The sequence below is a fragment of the Planococcus sp. FY231025 genome, from assembly GCF_052078085.1.
Taxonomy (GTDB): Bacteria; Bacillota; Bacilli; order Bacillales_A; family Planococcaceae; genus Planococcus.
On sequence record NZ_JBQJJG010000006.1, the window covers coordinates 31,515 to 55,798 of the forward strand.

23 protein-coding genes and 1 riboswitch are annotated in these 24,284 nt (G+C 50.5%); of the genes, 19 read left to right on the forward strand and 4 right to left on the reverse strand.

From position 1 onward, the window contains the following. Nucleotides 1–106: 106 nt before the first annotated feature. The 3 genes from ACTL32_RS09560 (at nucleotide 107) to ACTL32_RS09570 (ending at nucleotide 1,268) form a co-directional block, all read left to right on the forward strand. Nucleotides 107–268, forward strand: a complete 162-nt coding sequence (locus ACTL32_RS09560; RefSeq protein ID WP_441341250.1) for a hypothetical protein — start codon at nucleotides 107–109, stop codon at nucleotides 266–268. A gap of 163 nt (nucleotides 269–431) precedes the next feature. Further along, nucleotides 432–641 carry a hypothetical protein gene (locus ACTL32_RS09565; protein WP_441341251.1) on the forward strand — a complete coding sequence of 70 codons (210 nt, stop codon included), beginning with the start codon at nucleotides 432–434 and terminating at the stop codon, nucleotides 639–641. A gap of 192 nt (nucleotides 642–833) precedes the next feature. After that, nucleotides 834–1,268, forward strand: coding sequence for an SRPBCC family protein (locus ACTL32_RS09570; protein WP_441341252.1), 435 nt, complete (start codon nucleotides 834–836; stop codon nucleotides 1,266–1,268). A gap of 195 nt (nucleotides 1,269–1,463) precedes the next feature. On the opposite strand, the gene ACTL32_RS09575 is transcribed toward ACTL32_RS09570, so the two are convergent. Both ACTL32_RS09575 and fdhF read right to left on the reverse strand, forming a co-directional pair. Continuing rightward, a complete protein-coding gene (locus tag ACTL32_RS09575) occupies nucleotides 1,464–1,946 on the reverse strand; it encodes a DUF1641 domain-containing protein (protein ID WP_441341253.1) in 483 nt (160 codons plus the stop codon). Nucleotides 1,947–1,966: 20 nt separating this feature from the next. Further along, on the reverse strand, nucleotides 1,967–4,888 hold the full coding sequence (gene fdhF, locus ACTL32_RS09580) for a formate dehydrogenase subunit alpha (protein WP_441341254.1): 2,922 nt from the start codon (nucleotides 4,886–4,888) through the stop codon (nucleotides 1,967–1,969). Nucleotides 4,889–5,197: 309 nt separating this feature from the next. Here fdhF and ACTL32_RS09585 point away from each other — a divergent pair, with 309 nt between their 5' ends. From ACTL32_RS09585 to ACTL32_RS09645, 13 genes are all read left to right on the forward strand, one after another. Continuing rightward, nucleotides 5,198–5,581, forward strand: coding sequence for a DUF2294 domain-containing protein (locus tag ACTL32_RS09585; RefSeq protein WP_441341255.1), 384 nt, complete (start codon nucleotides 5,198–5,200; stop codon nucleotides 5,579–5,581). Then, the gene (fdhD, locus tag ACTL32_RS09590; RefSeq protein WP_441341256.1) at nucleotides 5,568–6,359 is read left to right on the forward strand and encodes a formate dehydrogenase accessory sulfurtransferase FdhD; all 792 of its coding nucleotides are present in this window, start codon (nucleotides 5,568–5,570) and stop codon (nucleotides 6,357–6,359) included. The genes ACTL32_RS09585 and fdhD overlap by 14 nt, the downstream gene beginning before the upstream one ends. A gap of 255 nt (nucleotides 6,360–6,614) precedes the next feature. Beyond that, nucleotides 6,615–7,901: an L-lactate MFS transporter gene (locus ACTL32_RS09595; protein WP_441341257.1), complete on the forward strand. Its 1,287-nt coding sequence runs from the start codon at nucleotides 6,615–6,617 to the stop codon at nucleotides 7,899–7,901. 267 nt (nucleotides 7,902–8,168) lie between these two features. After that, complete coding sequence (locus ACTL32_RS09600; protein WP_441341258.1) at nucleotides 8,169–9,188, forward strand: ThiF family adenylyltransferase; 1,020 nt, start codon at nucleotides 8,169–8,171, stop codon at nucleotides 9,186–9,188. Nucleotides 9,189–9,297: 109 nt separating this feature from the next. After that, nucleotides 9,298–10,542, forward strand: coding sequence for a molybdopterin molybdotransferase MoeA (locus ACTL32_RS09605; RefSeq protein WP_441341259.1), 1,245 nt, complete (start codon nucleotides 9,298–9,300; stop codon nucleotides 10,540–10,542). Further along, on the forward strand, nucleotides 10,530–11,033 hold the full coding sequence (gene mobB, locus ACTL32_RS09610; RefSeq protein ID WP_441341260.1) for a molybdopterin-guanine dinucleotide biosynthesis protein B: 504 nt from the start codon (nucleotides 10,530–10,532) through the stop codon (nucleotides 11,031–11,033). Before ACTL32_RS09605 ends, mobB begins: the two co-directional genes overlap by 13 nt. 5 nt (nucleotides 11,034–11,038) lie before the next feature. Further along, complete coding sequence (locus ACTL32_RS09615) at nucleotides 11,039–11,479, forward strand: molybdenum cofactor biosynthesis protein MoaE (protein WP_441341261.1); 441 nt, start codon at nucleotides 11,039–11,041, stop codon at nucleotides 11,477–11,479. Next, complete coding sequence (moaD, locus tag ACTL32_RS09620; RefSeq protein WP_441341262.1) at nucleotides 11,476–11,709, forward strand: molybdopterin converting factor subunit 1; 234 nt, start codon at nucleotides 11,476–11,478, stop codon at nucleotides 11,707–11,709. The genes ACTL32_RS09615 and moaD overlap by 4 nt, the downstream gene beginning before the upstream one ends. Next, nucleotides 11,706–12,317 (forward strand): molybdenum cofactor guanylyltransferase, encoded by a 612-nt coding sequence (locus tag ACTL32_RS09625; RefSeq protein ID WP_441341263.1) that lies wholly within the window; start codon nucleotides 11,706–11,708, stop codon nucleotides 12,315–12,317. The genes moaD and ACTL32_RS09625 overlap by 4 nt, the downstream gene beginning before the upstream one ends. Next, the gene (gene moaA / locus ACTL32_RS09630; protein ID WP_441341264.1) at nucleotides 12,286–13,302 is read left to right on the forward strand and encodes a GTP 3',8-cyclase MoaA; all 1,017 of its coding nucleotides are present in this window, start codon (nucleotides 12,286–12,288) and stop codon (nucleotides 13,300–13,302) included. Before ACTL32_RS09625 ends, moaA begins: the two co-directional genes overlap by 32 nt. Before the next feature lie 401 nt (nucleotides 13,303–13,703). Continuing rightward, nucleotides 13,704–14,684, forward strand: a complete 981-nt coding sequence (locus ACTL32_RS09635) for an ATP-binding cassette domain-containing protein (protein ID WP_441341265.1) — start codon at nucleotides 13,704–13,706, stop codon at nucleotides 14,682–14,684. Then, complete coding sequence (locus ACTL32_RS09640; protein WP_441341266.1) at nucleotides 14,681–15,523, forward strand: ABC transporter permease; 843 nt, start codon at nucleotides 14,681–14,683, stop codon at nucleotides 15,521–15,523. Before ACTL32_RS09635 ends, ACTL32_RS09640 begins: the two co-directional genes overlap by 4 nt. A 200-nt stretch (nucleotides 15,524–15,723) precedes the next feature. Continuing rightward, on the forward strand, nucleotides 15,724–16,242 hold the full coding sequence (locus ACTL32_RS09645) for a DUF1456 family protein (RefSeq protein WP_441341267.1): 519 nt from the start codon (nucleotides 15,724–15,726) through the stop codon (nucleotides 16,240–16,242). Nucleotides 16,243–16,299: 57 nt separating this feature from the next. On the opposite strand, the gene ACTL32_RS09650 is transcribed toward ACTL32_RS09645, so the two are convergent. After that, on the reverse strand, nucleotides 16,300–16,800 hold the full coding sequence (locus tag ACTL32_RS09650; RefSeq protein WP_441341268.1) for an SRPBCC family protein: 501 nt from the start codon (nucleotides 16,798–16,800) through the stop codon (nucleotides 16,300–16,302). Nucleotides 16,801–16,852: 52 nt separating this feature from the next. After that, nucleotides 16,853–17,185, reverse strand: a complete 333-nt coding sequence (locus tag ACTL32_RS09655; RefSeq protein ID WP_441341269.1) for an ArsR/SmtB family transcription factor — start codon at nucleotides 17,183–17,185, stop codon at nucleotides 16,853–16,855. A gap of 329 nt (nucleotides 17,186–17,514) precedes the next feature. Here ACTL32_RS09655 and ACTL32_RS09660 point away from each other — a divergent pair, with 329 nt between their 5' ends. The 3 genes from ACTL32_RS09660 (at nucleotide 17,515) to metH (ending at nucleotide 24,033) form a co-directional block, all read left to right on the forward strand. After that, complete coding sequence (locus tag ACTL32_RS09660; protein ID WP_441341270.1) at nucleotides 17,515–18,360, forward strand: DUF6544 family protein; 846 nt, start codon at nucleotides 17,515–17,517, stop codon at nucleotides 18,358–18,360. Nucleotides 18,361–18,575: 215 nt separating this feature from the next. Then, nucleotides 18,576–18,682, forward strand: a riboswitch (SAM riboswitch). A 73-nt stretch (nucleotides 18,683–18,755) separates the two neighbouring features. Next, a complete protein-coding gene (locus tag ACTL32_RS09665) occupies nucleotides 18,756–20,612 on the forward strand; it encodes a bifunctional homocysteine S-methyltransferase/methylenetetrahydrofolate reductase (protein WP_441341271.1) in 1,857 nt (618 codons plus the stop codon). Beyond that, complete coding sequence (metH, locus tag ACTL32_RS09670; RefSeq protein WP_441341272.1) at nucleotides 20,593–24,033, forward strand: methionine synthase; 3,441 nt, start codon at nucleotides 20,593–20,595, stop codon at nucleotides 24,031–24,033. The genes ACTL32_RS09665 and metH overlap by 20 nt, the downstream gene beginning before the upstream one ends. Nucleotides 24,034–24,284: the final 251 nt, after the last annotated feature.

Below are 24,284 nucleotides of genomic sequence, written 5' to 3' on the forward strand. Positions count from 1 at the left end.
AAATAAAAATTGGTGGATTATTCTGTTTACTTTAGTAGACAATTTAGAAGGGCTGATAACATTCAGAGTTGGCCGCCATCATCTCATTTTAAAGGAGTGTTCACTCATGGTTTTAGTCATTGTTCTTGCGGTGCTCGGGATTATCGGCATCATCTACGGGATGGCGAAGAACAACAGGAGAATCGTGATGGCTTCCATTGTCGGAATGATCATGCTGACCATCCTGCTCCTGGTCTACATGTATCTTTACGCTCAGAATCCATATTGAATGCCGTCGCGCTGGCTATCCGTTTTGGTGCGGCCGTTTCCGCGAAGTTATTTTTCAAGATCCGGGCGCTTCCGTGCTATAATAGGGAACTTAGGATGACCACGGCTTTTGCCCATAGCGGATTCGCCCGGCGCCTACCAATAAACCACAGAGGTGTAAACAGATGAACAAACGATGGACGATCGATAAAATCAGAGAATTTACAGAGAAAAACTCCGACAGCAAATTGCTGTCGACAGAGTACCACGGATTTTCACAGAAGCTGCTGTTCAAATGCTCATGCGGTAATAATTTCGAGAAGACCTTCACGAAATTTAACAAGAACAACCAGCGCAAATGCGACGTGTGCCAGCCGCCGAAAGAGCCGCGCTGAGCCTGATCCTGAACAAAGCACCGATTTCCGGACAATGGAAATCAGTGCTGTTTTTATTTTCTGAGGGTTCCCAAGCTGCAGGGTATAAATGCTATGATGGAGGCAGTGATGCGGGCATTTGGCCTTTGGGGCCAATATTTTCAGCGTTGATCATCGTACGATAGTTCGATTTTGAGGATGGGGGAAGCTTTCGTGGTAGATGTACTGACAGAGATAACAATTGACCGCCCTATTGCAGCCGTGGCCGAATATGCGGCAAATCCAGACAATGCACCTGAGTGGTATTCAAACATTCAATCTGCAAAATGGATCACACCGAAACCCCTTGTGTTGGGATCGCAGATCGCTTTTAATGCGTCCTTTCTCGGAAAGGAACTTGCGTATGTCTACGAAATTGCAGAACACGTGCCAGGGAAGAAAATGAGAATGAAAACCGCGAATGGACCTTTCCCAATGGAGACGGTCTACACATGGCAGGCTTTAGAAAACGGCGGGACTCGGATGACGTTGAGGAACAAAGGAGTGCCGACGGGGTTTTCGAAAATGGTTTCACCATTCATGTCGCTCATGATGAAAAGAGCGAATACAAAAGATTTAAAAAAGATCAAAGGCATTCTGGAAAATTAACGGAAAACAGAACTTCGCGTTTTTAGCAGTAGAAGGCAGTTTGATATCTAGCCAGATAATTTAAAGAGGCCGTGCATGGATTTGAAAATCCATGCACGGCCTCTTTTTGTAAATACATCCCTTAAAGAAAGTTGAGTTCCTTCATTATAAGTGGAAAATGCAGCGGACAGGTTCAGGGCCGGATCCGCCATTCAGTTATTTATCGCGCAATCCTTTTCCCATGCCTTTCAGGAAGTTCAGGCCGAACTTGATGGAGCGGTTGATGTCCGGGTCTCCCAACGCTTTCATCAATTGAAAAACACTGACTTTCTTGTCATTTTTCCGTTCAGCTTCCGCTTCTTTCAATCCATTGGCGACACTGGCAGCAAGTTTTTCCGACATAGCCGGGTCTATCGCCGTCAAGGCGCCTGCGGCACTCATCATGTTGTTGATCAGATTCGTGACCGGCTCGCGCGTTGCTTGGTGCATGACCACTTCCGTGATGCCTTCTTTTGCTCTGACCATAGCCAATACCGCATCGAGTATCCCGGCGTCGTTCAGATCACCGGTGATAGCCAAAAGCTTATTGAGGGCCTGGTCTTGTTCAGCGAGAAGGGCCTCTAATTCACTCAGTTTTTTCTGGCGGATTTCATCAGGCGTCAGTTCTTTTTTCTTTAAATGAGTTATCGGACTCGCCATAGGAGATCACCTTTCCATTTTTAGTCTGTCAAATGCACATAGCCTTCTCGCGCCCATTTCCGTTCGACTTCGATGCCGGAAGTGGGATTGCGTTTTTTATCGCGTGGATTCGATCTTGGCAATGGCCGTTTGCCGTGTTCTTTAAGAACTTCCATGCGGACTTTCGTCTGCTTATAAGCAGGTGTGTTGGTGCGCTGGTCGACTGCTGGCCCCGTCAGGAAGTTGATGGCCGATTCTTTCTTGACCGAATTCATCGGCAGGAAGAGTTCGTTGCCTTTGACGCGTGCAGTGACGATGACAGGCAGTTTCAATGCGCCGTATGGGGAAACCAAGCGGACGGTCGAACCGTCTTCAAGGCCTCGTTCCTTGGCGAGTTCCGGCGATACTTCAACAAACGTTTCTGGCAGCTTCGATTGGATGCCGGAAGATTTATTTGTCATATTCCCTTCATGGAAATGCTCAAGCAGGCGTCCGTTATTGATGTGGAGGTCGTACTCCTGCGGGAAGACGGCAGGTTCAACCCAATCTGACAAAGCGAAACGCGCTTTTTTGTCAGGGAAATTGAATCCGTCCACATAAAGCAGGGGAGTGCTTGCCCCGTCCAAACTGCCCCATAGGAAGCTGTTCCAGCCTTCCATGGAAGCGTAATCCGCTTGGCTGAATAACGGCGACAAACTCGCCATTTCCGCGAAGATTTCGCTTGGGTGGCTGTAATTCCAGCCGGCTCCGAGGCGGTTTGCGATTTCCTGGACAATCCACCAGTCCGCTTTGGATTGGCCGAGTTCCGGAAGTGCTTGGTAAAGGCGCTGGACGCGTCTTTCGGTATTCGTGAACGTGCCTTCTTTTTCAAGAGACGGCGCAGCCGGCAGAATGACATCTGCATATTGGGCTGTGCGGGAGAAGAAGATGTCCTGCACTACGAAAAAGTCGAGCTTCGACAGCACTTCATCTACATGGTTGGCGTTTGAATCGACAAGCGCCATATCTTCACCGACCACATACATCGCTTTCATGATGCCTTCATCGACAGCCTGCAGCATCTGGATATTGTCCATGCCCGGCTTGTCGTCGATTTTCACGCCGTATGCTGTCTCGAATTTCAAGCGGGCGTTTTCGTCGGTCACGTGCTGGTAGCCCGGAAGCCATCCTGGCAGTGAGCCCATATCACAAGCGCCTTGAACGTTATTGTGGCCGCGCAGCGGATAAGCACCCGCACCCGGACGGCGGTAATTGCCGGTAGCGAGCAGCAAGTTGGAAATCGCAGCGGAGGTATCGGAACCGCCGGTGTTTTGTGTAACGCCCATTCCCCAAAGGATGCACGTTCCATCAGCGTCACGGATCAATTCCGCAATGCGGATCAATTGCTCTTGGGAAATCCCGGTCTGCTGCTCCGCATAATCAAGCGTGTATTGCTCAAGCACGTCTTTGAATTCCCCGTAATGGTTGACGTTTTCGTCAATGAATTGCTGGTCGTGCCAGCCTTGGTCGATCATATACTTCGTGACAGCCATCAACCAGACTTGGTCTGTCCCTTGTTTTGGTGTAATAAAGATATCCGAGCGTTCAGCCATTTCGTTTTTGCGCATATCCGCAACAATCAGTTTCTGGCCATGCAATTTATGAGCCCGTTTGACGCGTGTCGCGAGGACCGGATGCCCTTCGGCCGGGTTGGCGCCGACAATGATGACGAGCCCAGCTTTCGCGATATCTTTGATGGTGCCGGCATCGCCGCCCATTCCGACTGTCCGGAACAAGCCGTCAGTAGCAGGGGATTGGCAATAGCGCGAGCAATTGTCCACGTTATTCGAACCGAATACTTGGCGTGTCAGCTTCTGGATGACGTAATTGTCTTCATTGGTGATTTTCGACGAAGAAATGACGCCGACTGAATCTTTGCCATGCTGTTCGCGGATTCCATTGAGTTTAGAAGCGACCAGGTCAAGCGCTTCTTCCCAAGTGGCTTCGACAAACTCGTCTCCTTGGCGGATCAGCGGCGTAGTGATGCGCTCTTCGCTGTTGACGAAGTCCCAGCCGAATTTCCCTTTGATGCACGTTGAAATCTGATTGGCAGGAGCTTCTGAAACAGGCTGGATCTTTAAAATTTTACGGTCTTTTGTCCATACTTCGAACGAACAGCCGACACCGCAGAACGTACAGACGGTTTTCGTCTTTTTCGTCCGGGTTTCACGCATTTTCGCTTCGGCATCGGATATTGCCAGGATGCCGCTATAGCCTGGTTCCACATCTTTCACAAGATCAATCATCGGCGTTAAAATTTTCTCAGGGATTGCCGTCATGAAACCGGCTTCCCCGAGCATCGAAGTTTCCATCAGCGCATTGCACGGGCAGACAGTGACACAGTGTCCGCAGCTGACGCATGAAGAATCGTTGATTTTTGCGCCGCCGTCCCAAAGGACGATCGGGCGGTCGCGCTGCCAATCCATTGTCAAGGTTTCGTTGACCTGGAGGTTTTGGCATGCTTCCACACACTGCCCGCAGGCGATGCATTGGTTTGGATCGTAGCGGTAAAATGGATTTGTGAGGTCGACTTCGTCAACTGAGCATTTCGGTTCAAAAGGATATTTTTGATGCTCGATTTCCATTAAGTCGACGGTATTATGTACCTTGCAGTTGCCGTTATTATTGTCGCAGACTGTGCAATACAGCAAATGATTTTCAAGAATGCGGTCCATCGCTTCAGTTTGCGCTTCTTTGGCGCGTGGGGAAGCCAGCTGGACATCCATGCCGTCAACCGCCATAGTGGAACAAGCCCGCTTCAGCTGGCCATCCACTTCCATGATGCAGGTGTCGCAAGTTTCAATTGGGTCAACTTCGGGCATGTAACAAATCTGCGGATGCAGGATTTTCTGTTCGTTGACCACTTGCAAAATGGTCTTTCCTTTTTCAAATGCATAAGACGAACCATTGATATTGATTGTCATAGAAGCCCCTCCTTTATGGTATCTGGAATGATTTTCGATGGGAAAATCGCCATTCGCTCCAGCCGCGAATTTTGTATGAAAAAAATCCACTATGAAAAATACACCTTGACAAGTGTATGTGATTCATAGTGGAATAGTGGTTTAACAGGACTTGCTAAATTTCCAATCCATTATTCAAGTGTGGTGAAAACGCTTCCGCAGGTCATTACGGAAATGCCTTCTTGTGGTATTAGTATAAACAATATATTATATTTGCACAATCAATTTATCAAAAACTTACAAATGTTCGATTTTGGAGGAGAAAGCCTTATGTCTAAACAAATCCATGAGTTCAATGACATCATCCGCAAACTTCGCAAAGACCTGTTTGGCAAAGGGCCGGAGCGGATCCATACCGTTTTTGTCAACAATATGGCCGTCTCTACACTGTATGGCAATTTGACTCCTTCCGAAGAGTTTATCGCCCGAACTGCCGAAGGAAGAGAAATGATCCATACGGCCAGAACGCGCATGATCCAGAGCGTTTATGCGGAAGCGGCACCTGAAGGGATGGAAGAATTGGTAGGGGCTAAGTTTGTCCACCTTTTTTCAGATATCAAAACGGATGCCGATATCGCGGTCTCCGTCTTTCTTTTCGACGGTCCCATCGCCCAAAATTCGGATCGGGAAGGAAAAGCGAATGAAACAAGATAAAATGCGCACGGTGCTGCGTTATGAAAAAGGGGCATTCATTGAAAAACAGGATAAAGTGGTGGTCGAGCAACCCCTGACCATAAAAATAAATGGCAAGGAATTTATCACCATCGTCAGCTCGCCGGAGTATCTTGAAGAAATGGCAATCGGATTTTTGACTTCGGAGCGCATCATCCCGAATTACAAAGACATACAGAAAATCGAGCTGGATGAAAAAAGGGGCATCGTCCACATTACCGCCCAAAAAGTCTATCCGTTTTTTGAGCAATTGCAGAACAAGCGGTTTATCAGTTCGTGCTGCGGCATGAGCCGGCAAGGATTCGTCTTTGCGCATGATGCCCTGACCGCCAAGAAGATGACGGATATCCGCGTCAAGCTGACGCCGGAAAATTGTTTCAGCCTCATGGAGCAATTGGCTGATTCCGCCCAAATGTTCAAAGAAACCGGCGGCGTCCACAATGCGGCGCTTTGCGACGCACAAGGGATCATCGTCTCCCGGATGGATATCGGCCGGCATAATGCACTGGACAAAATTTACGGGCATTGCCTCATCAACAACATTGATGTACGGAACAAAGTCATTGTCTTCAGCGGGCGCATCTCTTCTGAAATCTTGCTGAAAGTGGCGAAGATCGGCTGCGAAATCATTTTATCCAAATCGGCACCGACAGAACTTGCGTTGACACTCGCAGAAGAACTGGGCATCACCACTGTCGGTTTTATTCGCGGGGCATCGTTCAACGTATATACCAATCCTCAGCGAATTATTACGGAATAAAAAAAGTAGTGACAAAGAAACAGGCGGGATGCTATGATTCTAAACGTCGAAATATTTTGTTAGTTTTATGAGGGCTCAATCCCTTTTCCAGCTTTAATTTCCAGCCAGCCATCGTATGAAATTTTTTTGGAATGCTGGAAGAATGCGGGCTTTCGGTTGAAGCGCTTGTTGAATTAATCAGCATGTTCGTGATGAATCACTTCACTATCGCATCAAAAAAGCAATAGCTGAAACACATGAGGAGGAAAGTAAAACATGAAAAGGAAACCGAAAAACAGGTGGCTGATTGCTTTGTCCGCTGTCGGGATTCATATTTCCATTGGATCCGTTTATGCGTGGAGCAATTTTACAAATCCACTGATCGAGCAATTCGGCTGGTCCACCAGCCAAGTGCAGCTTACATTCAGTATCGCAATTTTATTCTTAGGGTTATCTGCTGCATTTTTTGGAAGTTTTGTTGAAAAATATGGTCCGAGAAAATCCGGCCTATTGGCAGCCATTTTCTTCGGAACTGGAATTATCGGTTCAGGTTTTGCTGTAAGCGCTTCATCTCTGCCGCTGCTTTATGTATTTTATGGCGCGCTTGGCGGAATCGGTCTTGGAATCGGTTATATCGCGCCTGTTTCCACGCTGGTCAAATGGTTTCCGGATCGCCGGGGCTTGGCTACCGGCCTTGCCATTATGGGATTCGGCTTTGCCGCTGCGATCAGCAGCCCCATCATGGAAGCGCTGATTACTTCCGTGGGAATCGAAAAGACATTTTACATTTTAGGAATTTCCTATTTGACGATTATGGTGCTGTCTTCGCTGTATCTTGAAAAACCGAAAGAAGGCTGGATGCCAGCCGGGTTTGAAGAAAAGCTGAACAGCGGACAAGTGGAACGCAAAGTGGATCTTGCCCAATTGACTGCCAATGAAGCAGTGAAAACAAAGCGATTCTACTATCTGTGGTTCATGCTGTTCATCAATGTGACTTGCGGTATCGCCATCCTTTCGGCAGCGAAACCTCTAGCAATCGACAGCATCGGCATGACAACTGTGCAGGCAGCCGCACTGGTCGGTGTGCTTGGAATTTTCAACGGCCTTGGAAGATTGGGCTGGGCAACGATCTCTGATTATATCGGACGCCCTAATACTTATACCGCATTTTTCGTGATTCAAATCGCCTTATTCGCGTTATTGCCATTCACCACAAATGTATTGCTGTTCCAAATCATGCTCGCCATTGTCTACACGTGCTACGGAGGAGGATTCGCTTCTATTCCGGCTTATATCGCAGATATCTTCGGTACAAAGCAGCTTGGGGCAATCCACGGCTATATTCTAACGGCTTGGGCAGCTGCAGGGCTGGCGGGCCCGATGTTCGCCGCCTACATGAAGGATCAGACCGGAAGCTACGAAGGCAGCCTGCTGTTCTTTGCCGGGTTGTTCATAGTGGCGCTCATCATTTCGATTGTCATCCGTGTTGATATCAAAAGAATCCGTTCAACCACGAAACGCAGTGCTGTCAAACCGGTTGCTAATAAAGTCGCCAGCGAATAAACTCTCTAAGAAAAAGCTTTAGTTCCACTTATAACAATAGCGGCGGCCTCGAAATCTTCTGATTTTGAGGCTGTTTTCAATGGACTGCTGGATCTACTTTTTGATTTTGTGGCTTTCTTGATAGGTAGTGGCGTAAAATAGCACTAATGATTTGGAAAACCCTCAGATTGCCTTCAGTTGGAAAAATAGGATCGGAATGCATAGAACCAATCCTTCCAGTACGTTTGGAGATGAAAGCAGAGGCGTTGGACGGAAGAGGTGTTGGAAATGTCGGAAAGATATTCAAGGCAGACTTTATTCAAGCCGATTGGGCTGCAGGGCCAGGCGGGGATCCATGAATCGGCCATTACCATCATCGGCTGCGGAGCACTGGGTTCTGCTATTGCGGAAACGATGACCCGGGCGGGCGTAGGGGAGATTCATCTAGTGGACCGTGACTATGTGGAATTTTCCAATCTTCAGCGCCAGCAGCTTTTTACCGAGGAAGACGCTGAAAAGATGCTGCCGAAAGTGGTTGCCGCAGAAAAAAGGTTGATGGCCATCAGGAAAGACCTACGGCTGCACGGATATCTGGAAAATTTGAGCGCTTCCCTGATGGAAATGCTGATCCAAAAAAGCACGCTTGTTTTTGACGCGACAGATAATTTCGAAACCCGTTTGTTGATAAACGACGCCAGTGTGAAATACGGAAAACCATGGATTTACGGAGCTTGTGTAGGGAGCTCGGGGGTTGTGTTCCCGTTTGTGCCAGATGGGAATTCCTGTTTTCGCTGTCTGATCCCGGTATTGCCGGCAGTCAACGATACGTGTGATACGGTTGGGATCATTTCGCCGGCAGTCCAGATGACCGCTGCTCTGCAATGCACGGAGGCGCTGAAATGGCTGAGCGGAAATCATGGAGCGATGAGAAAAAAGGTCCATCATTTCAATCTTTGGGATAATACGCAATTTGATATCGGAATTGCCCGTATAAAAAATAAAGCATGTGAAACATGTGGAGAAAATCCGGTTTTCCCTTCTCTTCAACAGACATCAGATTCCTTGTATGCCGTATTATGCGGCAGGGAAGCAGTCCAGATCCTACCGGATTCAAAGCGGACGATAACCTTGGACGACGCTGAAAATGCAGGTCGCCAGGTAGGAGCGGAAGTGAAACGGACGCCTTATTTCGTGCAGCTGCATGCACTTGGACATCGGATGGTCTTTTTTGGGGATGGCCGGATGATCATTCACGGCATCCGGAATATTACAGAGGGCCGCAGGCTTTATCATCAAATTTTCGGCTAAGCGATCCGGTGGCCAGCCAGTAAGTCTGATAGAGCGGCCAGGAAATAACCGATCGGCAAAACCCTGGAGCTTTGGCAGAAAGATCAAATGAATGTAGGAGTTGAAGCCAGTGGTAGAAAAGCGTACACCTATGCAAGTGGCAGTTGCCGTGAAAAATGTGATCGATCAGGCCGGCTCCTTGCCAACGGAAGTTGTAACCCTTGAAGAAAGCTATGGCCGCATTCTCGCAGAACCGCTGATTGCGTCTGCAGATGTGCCGCCTTTTAATCGATCGCCATATGACGGCTATGCTATCCGCTCAGCGGATACGGCAGGTGCATCCGGAGCATCCCGCATTCAATTCAACGTCATCGACCATATCGGCGCCGGCGAAGTTTCGGCGAAGACGCTCCATGCAAATGAAGCTGTCAGGATTATGACGGGAGCCCAGCTTCCTGCCGGAGCTGATGCAGTTGCCATGTTCGAGCAGACGGTCGAAAAGGGGGAAACGTTCACCATCCGCAAGCCTTTTGAAAAGCTTGAAAACGTTTCGCTGCAAGGGGAGGACGTTCGGAAAGAAGAAATCGTCATCGACAGCGGCAGTTTCGTCAATCCCGGCACCATTGCCTTATTGGCTACATTCGGCTATTCACAAGTAACCGTGGCGAAGCAGCCGGTCGTTGGCATATTATCCACAGGCACCGAACTGTTGGACGTAGGCGATGCGCTTGTCCCTGGCAAAATCCGCAACAGCAACGGACCGATGATTGTGGCTCAGTTAAAACGCATGGGCATTTCCTGCAAAATCTATGGCATATCAATCGACAACCTGGATGAAAGCTATGAAGTCGTCAGAAGAGCCGCTCAGGAAACCGACTGCCTGATTACGACCGGAGGCGTTTCGGTGGGAGATTTCGATTTTCTGCCGGCCATTTACAAGCGGTTGGGCGCGAAAGTCCTGTTCAATAAAGTCGCCATGCGCCCGGGCAGCGTGACAACCGTCGCCATAGCAGAGGGCCGCTACCTGTTCGGCCTGTCGGGCAATCCTTCCGCCTGCTTTACCGGCTTTGAACTGTTTGTGCGGCCAGCCTTGCTGAAAATGATGGGGGCAAAGAAAATATTTATGCCCCATACAACTGCGGTTTTAGCAGAAGACTTTGAGAAAGCCAATCCCTTTACACGGTTTATCCGTGCGGTATACGACGGCGAGACGGTCCGGCCTGCTGGATTCAATAAGTCGAATGCTGTATCATCAATCGCACGAGGGAATGCATTGATTGTATTGCCAGGCGGAACTCGGGGCTTCCAAAAAGGCGACCGCGTTGACGTCCTGCTCCTAGGGGTTGAAGAAGGGGCTGCACAATGGAAGGTCTGAAAATACTGCAGGTCGTGGGTTATAAGGACAGCGGCAAAACCACATTGATGCTGGAATTGGTCCGGCTTGCGGATGCCACAGGGAAACGGGTGGCGACGGTGAAGCACCACGGTCATAGCGGCGCACTCGAAATGCCTGCAGAAGGGACCGACAGCATGCGGCTTTTCAGGCAGGGAGCTGCTTCTTCCATCGTTTACGGCGACGGCGTAATCCAGCAGCACATCAGAAAAAAGGAGCCGGCAGTCGAAGGATTGATTGCTATGGCCGCTCAACCCGGCATCGATCTAGTATTGGTAGAAGGCTTTAAAACGGCTTCTTATGAAAAAATAGCAATGGTCCGCAGTGAAGACGATTGGGGAAAATTGAAAGACCTTGCCAATATACAGCTTGCCATTGTATCTGCAAGCGTCCATATCGATGGAGTGCAAACGATTGAGCGGGGCAATAGAGATTCCATAGCCGCTTGGTTCTCAAATTGGATGGAGGGTTGAAGGATATGAAAACATTTGAAATCGTAAAGGAAGCCATTAATCCGCAATTATACGCAGATATGGTCTTGCGCCCGGAAGCGGGGGCGGTGACCTTGTTTACAGGACATGTCCGTGAATGGACGAAAGGCATCCGGACGCTCTATTTAGCTTATGAGGCCTATATACCGATGGCTGAAAAAAAGCTTGCACAAATCGGAGCGGAAATCGAAGAGCGATGGGAAGGCACCCGAGTCGCCATTGCCCACCGGATCGGTGAATTGGAAGTCAGTGACATCGCTGTGGTGATTGCCGTATCGTCGCCGCACCGGAAATCCGCGTATGAAGCAAACGAATATGCCATTGAACGCATCAAAGAAATCGTGCCTATCTGGAAGAAGGAAATTTGGGAAGACGGGGAAGAATGGATTGGCGACCAGAAAAAGAAACCGGAAGGAGAGAGGCTATGATCACCTTGCATTATTTTGCCGGATTGCGTGAAAAGACAGGGGTTTCCAACGAACAAGTGGATTTCTCCGGCCGTACCGTTGAAGAATTATGGGAATGGGCATCCGAAAAATACCCCGGCATCCAGTCAGGCTCTGTACGGATCGCCGTGAATGAGGAATATGCTTTGCCTGAAGACCGGCTCCAAAACGGAGATGTCGCTGCTTTTATTCCGCCAGTCAGCGGAGGATGAACAGGACGGTTGGAGTATTGCTGGCCGGAGGACTATCGAGGCGTTTCGGATCGCCGAAAGCTTTTGCGGAACTGGATGGCAAACCGTTTTATGAATATGCACTAAAAGCATTGGAAGCGGCGAGTGATCATGTAGTCGTCATTTCAAGGCCGGAATTGGTTGCCAGGTTCCCGAGTGATTTGGATGTCATCACGGATCTTGAAATTTTTGAAGGCAAAGGCCCGCTTGCCGGTATAATGACCGCCATGACCGAAAGGCCGGCAGACCAGTATTTGGTTCTGCCATGCGATATGCCGTTTGTCGGCGCAGCAGAGGCCAAAGCGCTTAGGAAGTACGCGAAAAACAGCCATGACGTTACGGCTCTGCGCAATCAAGAAGAAGCCATTCCGTTATTCAGCATCTGGAATTCCCGCATTAAAGATGCGTTGGAAGCGGAGTTGAAAAGCGGACAATTGCGCGTCATGGAATTTATGGAGAAGGTTCAGACAGAATGGCTCGATAGCGCCGCTATCCATGGGAATCCGGCTGTTTTCCGCAATCTCAACAAACCGGAACAGGGAAAAGGAGGAGATGAACATGGCCATCATACCAGTGCAGGATCGCTATAAGCGGCCAATCCGCGACCTGCGGATTTCAGTGACGGACCGCTGTAATTTCCGCTGTTCGTATTGCATGCCGAAAGAAGTGTTCGGCGATGATTACGCGTTTTTGCCGAAACAGGAATTATTGACGTTTGAAGAAATCCAGCGGCTGACAAAAATATTCGCTGCTATGGGCGTCAAAAAGATCCGGCTGACCGGCGGTGAACCGCTCATGCGACGCGGCTTGCCCGATTTGGTGAAAATGATTCTCTCCGTAGAGGGCATCGAAGACATCGGCTTGACAACAAACGGCTTATTGCTCGGCGGACATGCTGAAAACCTTTACGCTGCAGGATTGCGTCGTTTGAATATCAGTCTGGATGCTTTGACTCCAGAGCTTTTTGGCGAATTGAACGGCCGCGGCGTGAAGCCGGATCTGATATTAAAGCAAATCGACTTCGCACAGCAGATCGGTTTTGACATCAAAGTCAATATGGTCGTGCAAAAAGGGGTCAACGAAAGCGAAATCCTGCCGATGGCAGCGTATTTCAAGGAGCGCGGCATCACGCTCCGGTTTATCGAGTTCATGGACGTTGGCAACGATAACGGCTGGAGCTTCCAAAAAGTAGTGACAAAAAAAGAGATTCTTGAAAAACTTCAAGCTGTCTATGATCTCGAACCAGTCGATGAAGATTATTACGGCGAAGTGGCGAAGCGCTACCGGTTCTCTGGCAGCGAATCGCAAGTCGGCTTTATCACGTCCGTGTCAGAATCGTTTTGTTCGACTTGCACACGCGCCCGCTTGTCGTCGGATGGTAAATTTTATACATGCCTGTTTGCCGATTCCGGATTCGATATCCGAGAATTGGTCCGTGCCGGCTTGGATGATGCGGAATTATTGCGCCAAATCAGCGCAGTTTGGCAGCGGCGCGACGATCGCTATTCAGACGAACGTACCGAACTTACTGCAAAAAACCGGAACAAAATCGGCATGTCGTATATCGGCGGTTGAATGCGAAGGAACAGAAAAAATTATTTAAAGAAGCCACAGCTAAAGAGATTCATTTTAAAATACTCTAACAGGCATGGTTTTCCTAATTGCCGAAAAGCTCCTCAATGAGGGGCTTTTTTTGATTCGGAAAAATAGCACGGACGAATATCAGCGTGCAAAGCAGGAGGTTTTATTCTAATAAAATAAAAGTCAAAATGTTTGAATCTGCCTAAAATAAATTGAATAATTAGATTATTGTTATTTACATTGAAATCTACAAGGTGTAAAATAAAATGAGAACAAACGTTCTTTTGCGGATGCTGAAAATGCACAATAAAAAACATTCCTACATATCCTTTGTTTAACCAGTGGACCCGGATTTCAAATGTGGAAGGGTGAGAGGTATGGAAGCAAGGAGCAAAATGCAAAGAACGCCGGAATGGGCGATTGAAGCAAAAGGGCTTGTGAAAGTTTTCGGCAAACAGCGTGCAGTGGATGGAGTGGATTTGGCTATCCCGAAAGGGGCGGTATATGGCTTTTTAGGGCCGAACGGTGCCGGGAAGACGACGACAATCTGCATGTTGGCTACCTTGCTGAAGCCGGACGAAGGCTATGCGCGGATTTTCGGCCATGATTTGGCAAAGGAAGGCGATGCCATCCGGAGCCGCATCAGTTTGACCGGGCAATATGCCTCGATTGATGAAGATTTGACCGGGATGGAAAACCTGGTCATGATGGCCCGGCTGATGGGATATGGACGCAGGGAAGCGAAGGTGCGGGCAGAAGAATTGCTGGAGGCTTTCGGTCTCGTGGATGCAGCGAAGCGGCAAGTGAAAAAATATTCAGGCGGAATGCGCAGACGCATCGATATTGCAGCCAGCATCGTGGTCACGCCGGATTTATTGTTTCTTGATGAACCGACAGCAGGGCTGGACCCGAGAAGCCGCAACCAGGTATGGGATATTATCCGGGCGCTCGTCGGCGCCGGGACGACCGTGCTGCTGACGACCCAATACCTGGATGAAGCGGATCAGCTGGCAGACCGTATAGCGGTCATCGACCAAGGAAAGATCATTGCAGAAGGCACGAGCAGTGAACTGAAAGCGTCAGTTGGCACCGGTACGCTGAATATCCAGCTGGTAAATGCTGCAGACCGGACAAGGGCAGTGGAAATACTGGAACAAAAACTTTCCGTCCCTGTCCATTTCACCTCAGACTCCACTTCGCTGACTGCCCAGATGAACGATTCTTTGGCGGTCGCCGATGCACTGGGCGAACTGGCGCGAGGAGGGATTGCCGTCAGTGATTTTTCATTCGGCCGGCCAAGTCTCGACGAAGTGTTCCTGACCTTGACCGGACATGCAGCCAGCCCCGGGAAAGAAGATGAGGAGGGGACACCATGATTGACTTTATCGAGCAAAGAGAGCGGGAGGCGACGGAACGGAGGCTTGGAGATTCCATCGCATCAAGCAAACGGCCAAAACCGCCGACCGCCTTCTCATCGACACTGACTTTTGCTGGGCGGGCGCTGCTTCGCATCAAGCATGTGCCAGAGCAGATGTTTGATGTAACCGTTTTTCCGGTCATTTTCCTGTTGATGTTCACTTATTTATTCGGCGGCGCCATTGCAGGCTCGACGGACGAATACCTCCAATTCCTGCTGCCTGGTATACTTGTCATGACCGTTGCCCAGATCACCATGTATACGGGCATCGATTTGAACAATGACATCCGAAAAGGCATCTTTGACCGGTTTCGCACGCTGCCCATCTGGCTGCCATCTGCATTGATCGGGTCGCTGCTGGTCGATGTCGTCCGCTACTCCATGGCTTCGGCCATTATGATCGTCCTTGGCTTTGGGCTGGGCTTCCGGCCGGAAGGCGGCGTGATCGGCGTACTGGCGGCGGTAGGGCTGATTCTGGTCTTCTCGTTCAGCTTGTCCTGGGTCTGGACCGTCTTCGGTTTGATCGTGCGTTCGGAGAAATCGTTGATGATGATCAGTTTCCTGGTATTGATGCCCTTGACATTTGTCAGCAACGTATTTGTTGATCCCCGGACTTTGCCCGCTTGGCTGCAGGGATTTGTTGAAATCAACCCGATTTCGGTCCTTGCTACGGCTGTACGCGGAGCCATGCACGGAACGGCGACATTGCAGCAGGTGGTTTGGGTGTTCATCGTTTCACTGATCATGACGGCCGTGTTTGCGCCGATCACGATTTATTTGTACCGAAATAAAAAGTGACTATGCCGCGTATGAAAAGGCGTTATCCAGGCAAACTCTTATGGAGTCCGCGTGGGATAATGCCTTTTTAATTTACCTGCCAAAAGGAGGATGCCCTTTGCACGGTCGATGCTTGGATAATACCGCAATTGTGCTATCATTAGATTTGATTAAATGCGAAAGAGGAACACCGTTGCTAAAGGAATAGAGGAGGATGACCGATGGACAATAACGATCTACTGATTCGGTTGAGATATGCGCTGGATATCAAAAACAGCGATGTAGCAGAAATCTTTAAGCTGGGCGACATCGACCTGTCAAAAGAAGACGTGCAAAAAGTACTGACGAAAACGCCGGACGATTACGAAGAGGAAGACGCAGGCATCTTTGAAGAAGGCAAAAACGATGATTACATCCCTGTGGATAATGCGATGTTCGAGTCGTTCCTGAACGGCCTGATCGTTTTCAAAAGAGGGAAGCAGGAGCCGAAGCCTGGGCAGCCGGAAAAGCCGCCGCTTACAAATGAACCCTCGAAAAACCTGTTGTTGAAAAAAGTGAAAATCGCGCTGCAATTGACGAGCGAGGACATGATCGACATTCTGGCGCTCGCCGGCGTCACTGTAACGAAAGGCGAGATGAGCGCGATGCTGCGAAAGCAAGGCCACAAGAACTACAGCATCTGCGGCGATCGCTATGCACGGAACTTCTTGAAAGGCCTGGCAATCAAGTACCGGAAATGATGGAGCAGCGACAAAAAAACAGCCTTCCCGCTATTCGGGGAAGGCTGTTTTGCTGTCTTACATGCTGTTCAAATGCTGTTCCAATCGGTCAAGGGTTTCGGTCATGCCTTCGACCATTCCCATATCCATCACTTTCTTCAAGTCTTCTTCAGAGTCGAACAAGGTACGGATGGCCAGGCGGGTGCCGTTGCCTTCTTCGATAAATTCAACCGTGATCTTCATGCTCGGGAAGCCTTCCGCATCGTTGCCGTTTTCATCGGAAAATTTGTCGATGTAGACAAGCCGCTCAGGAGCGGTGACTTCCTGGTATATAGATTTACCCCAAGCTTCATCCCCTTCAGGCGAACGCATGCAATAATGCCAGATGCCGCCCGGGCGGACATCCATTTGGTAATTAGTGGTCATCCAGCCAATTGGACCCCACCAATTTTTGATTTGCTCAGGTTCGGTGTATGCAGAAAATACAAGCTCTCTAGGTGCCATAAAAAAACGTTCTATCACCAGTTCCAGTCCTTCGACTCGCGTAAAGGTCTCGTTCGACCCTTTATTGACTGACATTGTGATTCCTCCTTATGGTTTGCTTGATTTCAGTGGCTCCACGACCCGGCAGTTACGGTTTGTTTTCCTCCTTTCGTTTTTTTTGGACTTCGTGTAAATAACCATCCAATCGGTCGAACCGGTCTTCCCAAAGATGGCGGTATGAATCGGTCCATTCCTGGATTTCCTGAAACGGCTCCGGGTTCAACTGGTAAACACGTCGATTGGCAATGGGGCGGACGGCGACGATGCCGGCTTCGCTTAGCACACGGAGGTGCTTGGAAACTTGCGGCTGCCGAAGATCCAGCTTTTCCGCGATTTCCCCCACTGTCAGCGGACCTTGCTTCAATAACTCCACAATGTTCCAGCGATTTGGTTCTGATAAAGAATGCAATAGTGTTTTCATAATCCCATTATACCTCTAAGAGAATATTCCCGTAAAGGGATATTTTTTGATAAGTCAATTTTTATATGTCTTCGAATGGCAGCAAAGATCAACAATTCTCTCCATCAAATAATAGTCTTTGAGAATTGGTTTAATTTCATACTTACATAATAATGAATCTCTTAGGTTCTGGCTAGAGTATTTGGTATTTATCTGTTTTTTTAACGTATATCTCATGTGTAATAACAGGAGAACCGATTCCATTGTCGTAATAGTATTAGATACAGAAAACCGAAGATGCTGCTGTTGGCCAACAAAAGTCCGTTTTAGATAAGGAAGGGGACTGAGTGATGAAATTCTTAATGTCAGCTCTAGTTGTGCTTGCCTCGATATTGTTTGTTGCTAAAAGGGCCAGCCGCGATTCACCAACTGAATCGCCGAAAGGAGAGTTGCTGAAGGGACTGGATGCGCCTTTGAAGGAAGTGGCTTCGGAAGAGCTCGCCGCTCTTCCATCGCCTGTGCGGAAATGGATGGAATGGAGCGGCGTTGCCGGCAGAGAAGAAATCCGCAGCGTTTATGCGAAGCAAATCGGCCGGATGAAGCTCAAACCCAAACAGGAAAAGTGGATGGCGTCTGAAGCACGGCAATACACCACTGCTGAGCCTCCCGGATTCATCTGGAAAGTGAAGATGAAAATGGGAAACGGGCTTTTGGTTACCGGCAAGGATGAGTTTCGAGAGGGCAAGGCGGACATGCGAATCAAAATGGGGGGACTCTTCCCTATCGGGAAAACCTGCAACAATCCGAAGGCTGACCAGTCGTCGATGCAGCGGTATTTAATGGAGCTAAGTGGCTTTCCGTCCGCTGCTTTGAGCAGGTATGTCGAATGGAAGGCAATTGACGCCCATACAGCGCGAGCAGAAATGGCATACAATTGGGTGGTAGGAAGGGCAACTTTTCATTTTGGTGCGGACGGAGAGCTACTTAAAGTTACGGCAATGCGCTTCAAGGACAGCGACGAGAAGGCAGAACTCGTACCGTGTACTGCCCATATCCGAAAATACCAGACAGTGGACGGGATCCGTCTGCCATCCGACATCGCAATCACCTGGGAGTTGGCCGAGGGACCGTTCACTTGGTATGAGTTTACGATGCGGGACGTGGCATTTAATGTGGCAAAGCCTGAAGGGTTTTAACAGGAAAGATGAGAAACGGCTGGTAAGATTTTATACATCGCTATGCGCATCGCAGCTATTTTGTGGAATTTCGTCAAAAAAGAAAATGAGTTGGAGTCAGATTTGGGTCTTAGTTGAAAGCTTATAACAGAAATTTCTTTCTTTTTAGACAGATTGCCTTGACCTGCGGCCGATATGGGGTTAATATTTTAGGATATAAAAAATTGAATAATAGATTCTTATCGAGAGAAGTTGAGGGACTGGCCCTATGACGCTTCAGCAACCAGCCGTTACCGGTCAGGTGCTAAATCCAGCAGGCATTTCCATGCCTGAGAGATGAAGAAGAACGAGTATGTTATCGTAAAGCCTTCTTTTTCATGGAGGGCTTTTTTTATTTGCATAGGAGGATGAGCGGCATGAAGTTATTGGAAGCGTTGAAGACAAGGGTATTGACGGCGGACGGTGCAATGGGAACGCTTTTGTATTCGTATGGCATTGAATACTGCAACGAGGAGCTGAACATCCAGCGCCCGGAAATCATTGAGAAGATCCACCACGACTATATCCGGGCAGGGGCGGATATCATCCAGACCAACACCTACGGAGCGAACGCGCATAAGCTTGCGCGCTACGGACTTGAGGAGCAAGTGAAGGACATCAACCGTGCGGCGATTGAAATCGCGAAGCGCGCCGCGGCGCCCGGCGGCCAATTTGTCTTCGGGACAATCGGCGGCATCCGGGGCTTCCGCAAAAGCGACGCGACGCTCACAGAGATCATCGCGATGGTCGACCAGCAGGCGCAGCACCTCCTGTCCGGCGATCCGGACGGCCTCTTGCTTGAGACGTATTATGATTTCGAGGAGCTTGCCGCAACCGTCACCCATCTGAAAACCCTCACGGAAACGCCGCTCATCGCCCAAGTGTCGATGCACGAGCCGGGCATCCTGCAAAATGGCATGTTGCTGAACGACGCTTTAAAGGAGCTGGAAGCGCTCGGTGCAGACATTGTCGGCGTCAATTGCCGCCTTGGTCCGCATCACACGATCCAGGCGTTCGAAGGCGTCGAGCTGCCGAAAAAGGCATTCTTGTCCGCCTATCCGAATGCGAGCCTGCTCGACGTCGAAGACGGCCGCATCGTCTATGAATCGGAAGCGGATTATTTCGGCCGCGCAGCTTTGCTGCTCCGGGAAGAAGGCGTACGCTTGATCGGCGGCTGCTGCGGCACGACCCCGAAGCATATTGCGGAAACGAAAAAACGCTTGCGGAACTTGGCGCCGGTGACAGAGAAGAAAGTGGCAGAGAGAAAGCCGATTGTCATCCGCGAAGCGGAAGCGCTGGACGTCAAGCCGCTCCACGAAAAAGCGAAGACTGAGCGGACGATCATCGTTGAGCTCGACACGCCGCGCCATCTGGATATCACCACGTTCATTGAAGGCTCGAAAGCGCTGGATGCAGCAGGTATCGATGCGCTGACGATGGCGGACAATTCGCTCGCTTCGCCGCGCATCTCGAACATGGCGATGGGCTCGATCCTGAAACAGGAAAACATCCGGCCGCTCGCGCACATCACGTGCCGCGACCGCAACCTGATCGGCCTGCAATCGCATCTCATGGGGCTTGATGCCCTTGGCATGCATGATATATTAGCGGTAACGGGCGACCCGACAAAAGTGGGTGATTTCCCGGGGGCGACGAGCGTCTATGACGTCTCGAGCATGGAACTGATCCAATTGATCAAGAAGCTCAACGAAGGCATTTCATTTTCCGGCAAGCCGCTGCGCAAGAAAGCGAACTTCTCGGTGGCGGCGGCGTTCAACCCGAACGTCCGCGTCGTCAGTCGGGCCGTCAAGCGCATGGAACAGAAAATCGAGAGCGGGGCGGATTATTTCATTTCCCAGCCGGTCTATACAAAAGAGAAAATCATTGAAATTTACGAGGAAACGAAGCATTTGGAGACCCCGGTCTTCCTTGGCATCATGCCGCTGACGAGCATCCGCAGTTCGGAATTCCTGCACAACGAAGTGCCAGGCATCAAATTGTCGGAAGATGCGCTCGAGCGCATGCGCGCATGCGGCGAAGACAAGGAGCGGGCGACAGCGGAAGGCATCCAGATTGCCAAGGAATTGATCGATACCGCAGCCGGGCTCTTCAACGGCATCTATCTGATCACGCCGTTTTTGCGCTATGAAATGTGCGTGGAATTGATCGATTACATCCGACAAATAGATTTGCAGAAAGCGAGCGATAACAGCCATGTCGAAACCTCTCATTGAACAACAACTCGAAAAACGGATCCTCATCATCGACGGAGCGATGGGCACGATGATCCAGAACGCCGACCTGTCGCCGGAAGATTTCGGTGGTGAAGAATTCGACGGGTGCAACGAGTACTTGAACATCGTCCGCCCGGAAGTCATCGAAGGCGTCCACGATGCGTATTTGGAAGCGGGGGCGGATATCCTCTGCACGAATACGTTCGGCGGCACGCCGATCGTGCTCGATGAATACGGCCTTGGCAGCCAGGCGCCTGAAATCAACCGGCGCGCTGTCGAAATCGCCAAAGCGAGTGCCGCGAAATTCTCTACGCCGGAATGGCCGCGCTTTGTGGCAGGCGCCATCGGACCGACGACAAAGACGCTGTCGGTGACCGGCGGGGTGACATTCGATGAAATGAAGGACAATTTCTACGTCCAGGCGAAAGCGCTCGTCGAAGGCGGAGCGGATCTGATCCTATTGGAAACGAGCCAGGACATGCTCAATGTCAAGGCGGCGACGATCGGCATCAAAGAAGCGTTCAAAGAGCTCGGGAAGGAATTGCCGATCATGGTGTCCGGCACGATCGAACCGATGGGCACGACGCTCGCCGGGCAAAGCATCGAAGCGTTCTATATTTCGATCGAGCATATCAAGCCGCTGTCGGTCGGCCTGAACTGCGCGACGGGGCCGGAATTCATGACCGACCATATCCGTTCGCTGTCCGAGCTATCGGACGGCTTTGTCAGCTGCTACCCGAATGCGGGGCTGCCGGATGAGGAAGGCCATTACCACGAAACGCCTGAATCGCTGTCGAAAAAGCTTCGCGGCTTTGCGGAAAAAGGCTGGCTCAATGTGGTCGGCGGCTGCTGCGGCACGACGCCTGCACACATCCAAGCGGTACGTGAAGCGATGGAAGGGATTCCGCCAAGAAAGCCGGAAGCGGAAAGCCATGGCCATGCAGTATCCGGCATTGAGCCGCTGCAATACGATGAAACGATGCGGCCGCTGTTTATCGGCGAGCGTACGAACGTCATCGGCTCACGCAAGTTCAAGCGGCTGATCATCGATGGCCAATTCGAGGAAGCGGCGGAAATTGCCCGGGCGCAAGTGAAGAACGGTGCACATGTCATCGATATCTGCCTCGCGAACCCGGACCGTGATGAACTCGAAGATATGACGGCATTCATGCAGGAAGTTGTCAAAAAAGTGAAAGTGCCGCTCGTCATCGATTCCACGGATGAAGATGTCATCGAAGCGGCGCTGAAATTCTCGCAAGGGAAAGCGATCATCAACTCGATCAACCTCGAGGACGGGGAGGAGCGCTTTGATGCCGTCATGCCGCTTGTGAAAAAATACGGCGCGGCTGTTGTCGTCGGGACGATCGACGAAGCCGGCATGGCGGTGACGCGCGAGCGGAAGCTCGAAATCGCGGAGCGCTCGTATGAATTATTGACCGGCAAATGGGGGCTCGAACCGGAAGACATCATTTTCGATCCACTCGTCTTCCCGGTCGGCACCGGCGATCAGCAATACATCGGCTCGGCTGTCGAGACGATCGAAGGCATCCGCCTGATCAAAGAAAAGCTGCCGCGCAGCTTGACGATCCTCGGCATCAGCAACGTATCATTTGGCTTGCCGCCGGTCGGCCGCGAAGTGCTGAACGCGGTCTACTTGTACCATTGCACGCAGGCGGGGCTTGACTACGCCATTGTCAACACGGAGAAATTGGAGCGCTACGCTTCGATTCCGGAAGCGGAAATCAAGATGGCGGATGAGCTGCTGTTTACGACAACGGATCAGACGCTTGCGGACTTCACCGATTTTTACCGCGACAAGAAAAAAGAAAAAAGCGAAGACGATATTCCGAAGACGGTGCCGGAGCGCCTGGCCTACTATATTTTAGAAGGCACGAAGGAAGGGCTCATTCCGGATCTGGAAAAGGCACTCGACATGTACGACACGCCGCTTGACGTTATCAACGGGCCTTTGATGGAAGGGATGGCGGAAGTCGGCCGTTTGTTCAACGACAACCAGCTAATTGTCGCAGAAGTGCTGCAAAGCGCTGGCGTCATGAAAGCTGCGGTTTCATTCCTTGAAGGCTTTATGGAGAAAAAAGCAGCAGACGATTCCGGCAAAGGGAAAGTGGTGCTCGCGACTGTCAAAGGCGACGTCCACGACATCGGCAAGAACCTGGTCGACATCATCCTCAGCAACAACGGCTTCAAGGTCATCGACGTCGGCATCAAGGTGACCCCGGCGACATTGATCGATGTCATCAAGAAAGAGAACCCGGACATCATCGGTTTGTCGGGGCTCCTGGTGAAATCGGCGAAGCAGATGGTGTTGACGGCGCAGGACTTCAAGGAAGCGGGCATCGATGTGCCGATCCTGGTCGGCGGCGCGGCATTGTCGCGCCGCTTCACCGAAACGAAGATCGCCGCGGAATACGACGGACCGGTCATCTACGCAAAAGATGCCATGCAGGGGCTGGATCTCGCAAACCGCCTGCAGAGCAGCGCCGGGAAAGCTGTGCTATTGGATGAGCTCGATGAACAGCAGGAAAAACGCAAGGTTTCGGAAGCGGCAAAAGCATCGAAGCAGGCGGTGGCAGTTGCCGTCCGTCCGGTGAAGACGGTCCGGGAAGATGTGCCGGTCTACAAGCCGCACGATTTGCGCCGCCATGTGCTGAAGGATTATTCCGTGGCGCATTTGTATCCGTACGTCAACATGCGGACGCTGATCGGCCACCACCTCGGCTTGAAAGGGTTCAACGAAAACACGCTTGCCAAAGGCGATCCGCGTGCGGTCGAGCTGCACGAACTAGCGACCGGCTTTTTGCAGTCAGGCATCTTGAAGCCGTCGGGCATGTACCAGTTTTTCCCGGCGCAATGCGACGGCGATGACGTCATCATCTATAGCCCGGCGGATGCCAAGACGGAAATCGAGCGCTTTACGTTTCCGCGCCAGTCGGCGGAGCCGTTCCTGTGCCTTGCGGATTATTTGAAATCTGTCGACAGCGGCGAAATGGATTATGTGGCATTTATGCAAGTGACGGCTGGCCACGGGGTGCGGGACGAGGCGGCGCGTCTGAAAGAAGCCGGCAAGTTCCTCGAAAGCCATGCCTTGCAGGCAACGGCGCTCGAACTCGCAGAAGGATTCGCCGAGCGCGTCCACCAGGAAATCCGCGACCAATGGGGCTTCCCGGACTCAACCGACTTCTCGATGCGCGACCGTTTTGCCGCGAAATACCAAGGGCAGCGGTTCTCATTCGGCTACCCGGCGTGTCCGAACCTCGAAGACCAGGCGAAACTGTTCGGCTTGATCAAGCCGGAAGACATCGGCGTCCAGTTGACGGAAGAATACATGATGGACCCTGAAGCTTCGGTGTCGGCGATTGTTTTTGCCCATCCGGATGCGCGGTATTTTGTGGTGGATTGAACGGATTGAAGGCTTGCGGACAGTATTCGGGTCCGAAAGGAAAGTATTTGCCGCCGAATAGAAAGTATTTCAACTGTATAAGGAAGTATATCCAAATAAATGTAAAAAGGGCGGCTCAAAATACACTGAGCCGCCCTTTTTACATGTTCATTTGTACGTTTTATAAATAAATCAGCTTGGATAGGGGAAATTCGGTTTTTAATTACATGCGAAGCTGACATTGGGGCTGTAAATCCGACTATGATAAACTT

Bases quoted from the DNA above. Each gene is read 5' to 3' on its own strand.
- ACTL32_RS09565 (WP_441341251.1), top strand. From the start codon at position 432: ATGAACAAACGATGGACGATCGATAAAATCAGAGAATTTACAGAGAAA.
- ACTL32_RS09650 (WP_441341268.1), bottom strand. From the start codon at position 16,800: ATGTCAGTCAATAAAGGGTCGAACGAGACCTTTACGCGAGTCGAAGGA.
- ACTL32_RS09575 (WP_441341253.1), bottom strand. From the start codon at position 1,946: ATGGCGAGTCCGATAACTCATTTAAAGAAAAAAGAACTGACGCCTGAT.
- ACTL32_RS09560 (WP_441341250.1), top strand. From the start codon at position 107: ATGGTTTTAGTCATTGTTCTTGCGGTGCTCGGGATTATCGGCATCATC.
- ACTL32_RS09660 (WP_441341270.1), top strand. From the start codon at position 17,515: ATGAAATTCTTAATGTCAGCTCTAGTTGTGCTTGCCTCGATATTGTTT.
- ACTL32_RS09665 (WP_441341271.1), top strand. From the start codon at position 18,756: ATGAAGTTATTGGAAGCGTTGAAGACAAGGGTATTGACGGCGGACGGT.
- ACTL32_RS09600 (WP_441341258.1), top strand. From the start codon at position 8,169: ATGTCGGAAAGATATTCAAGGCAGACTTTATTCAAGCCGATTGGGCTG.
- ACTL32_RS09595 (WP_441341257.1), top strand. From the start codon at position 6,615: ATGAAAAGGAAACCGAAAAACAGGTGGCTGATTGCTTTGTCCGCTGTC.
- ACTL32_RS09625 (WP_441341263.1), top strand. From the start codon at position 11,706: ATGAACAGGACGGTTGGAGTATTGCTGGCCGGAGGACTATCGAGGCGT.
- metH (WP_441341272.1), top strand. From the start codon at position 20,593: ATGTCGAAACCTCTCATTGAACAACAACTCGAAAAACGGATCCTCATC.
- ACTL32_RS09615 (WP_441341261.1), top strand. From the start codon at position 11,039: ATGAAAACATTTGAAATCGTAAAGGAAGCCATTAATCCGCAATTATAC.
- ACTL32_RS09640 (WP_441341266.1), top strand. From the start codon at position 14,681: ATGATTGACTTTATCGAGCAAAGAGAGCGGGAGGCGACGGAACGGAGG.
- fdhD (WP_441341256.1), top strand. From the start codon at position 5,568: ATGAAACAAGATAAAATGCGCACGGTGCTGCGTTATGAAAAAGGGGCA.
- moaA (WP_441341264.1), top strand. From the start codon at position 12,286: ATGGCCATCATACCAGTGCAGGATCGCTATAAGCGGCCAATCCGCGAC.
- ACTL32_RS09655 (WP_441341269.1), bottom strand. From the start codon at position 17,185: ATGAAAACACTATTGCATTCTTTATCAGAACCAAATCGCTGGAACATT.
- fdhF (WP_441341254.1), bottom strand. From the start codon at position 4,888: ATGACAATCAATATCAATGGTTCGTCTTATGCATTTGAAAAAGGAAAG.
- ACTL32_RS09585 (WP_441341255.1), top strand. From the start codon at position 5,198: ATGTCTAAACAAATCCATGAGTTCAATGACATCATCCGCAAACTTCGC.
- ACTL32_RS09635 (WP_441341265.1), top strand. From the start codon at position 13,704: ATGCAAAGAACGCCGGAATGGGCGATTGAAGCAAAAGGGCTTGTGAAA.
- ACTL32_RS09645 (WP_441341267.1), top strand. From the start codon at position 15,724: ATGGACAATAACGATCTACTGATTCGGTTGAGATATGCGCTGGATATC.
- moaD (WP_441341262.1), top strand. From the start codon at position 11,476: ATGATCACCTTGCATTATTTTGCCGGATTGCGTGAAAAGACAGGGGTT.
- mobB (WP_441341260.1), top strand. From the start codon at position 10,530: ATGGAAGGTCTGAAAATACTGCAGGTCGTGGGTTATAAGGACAGCGGC.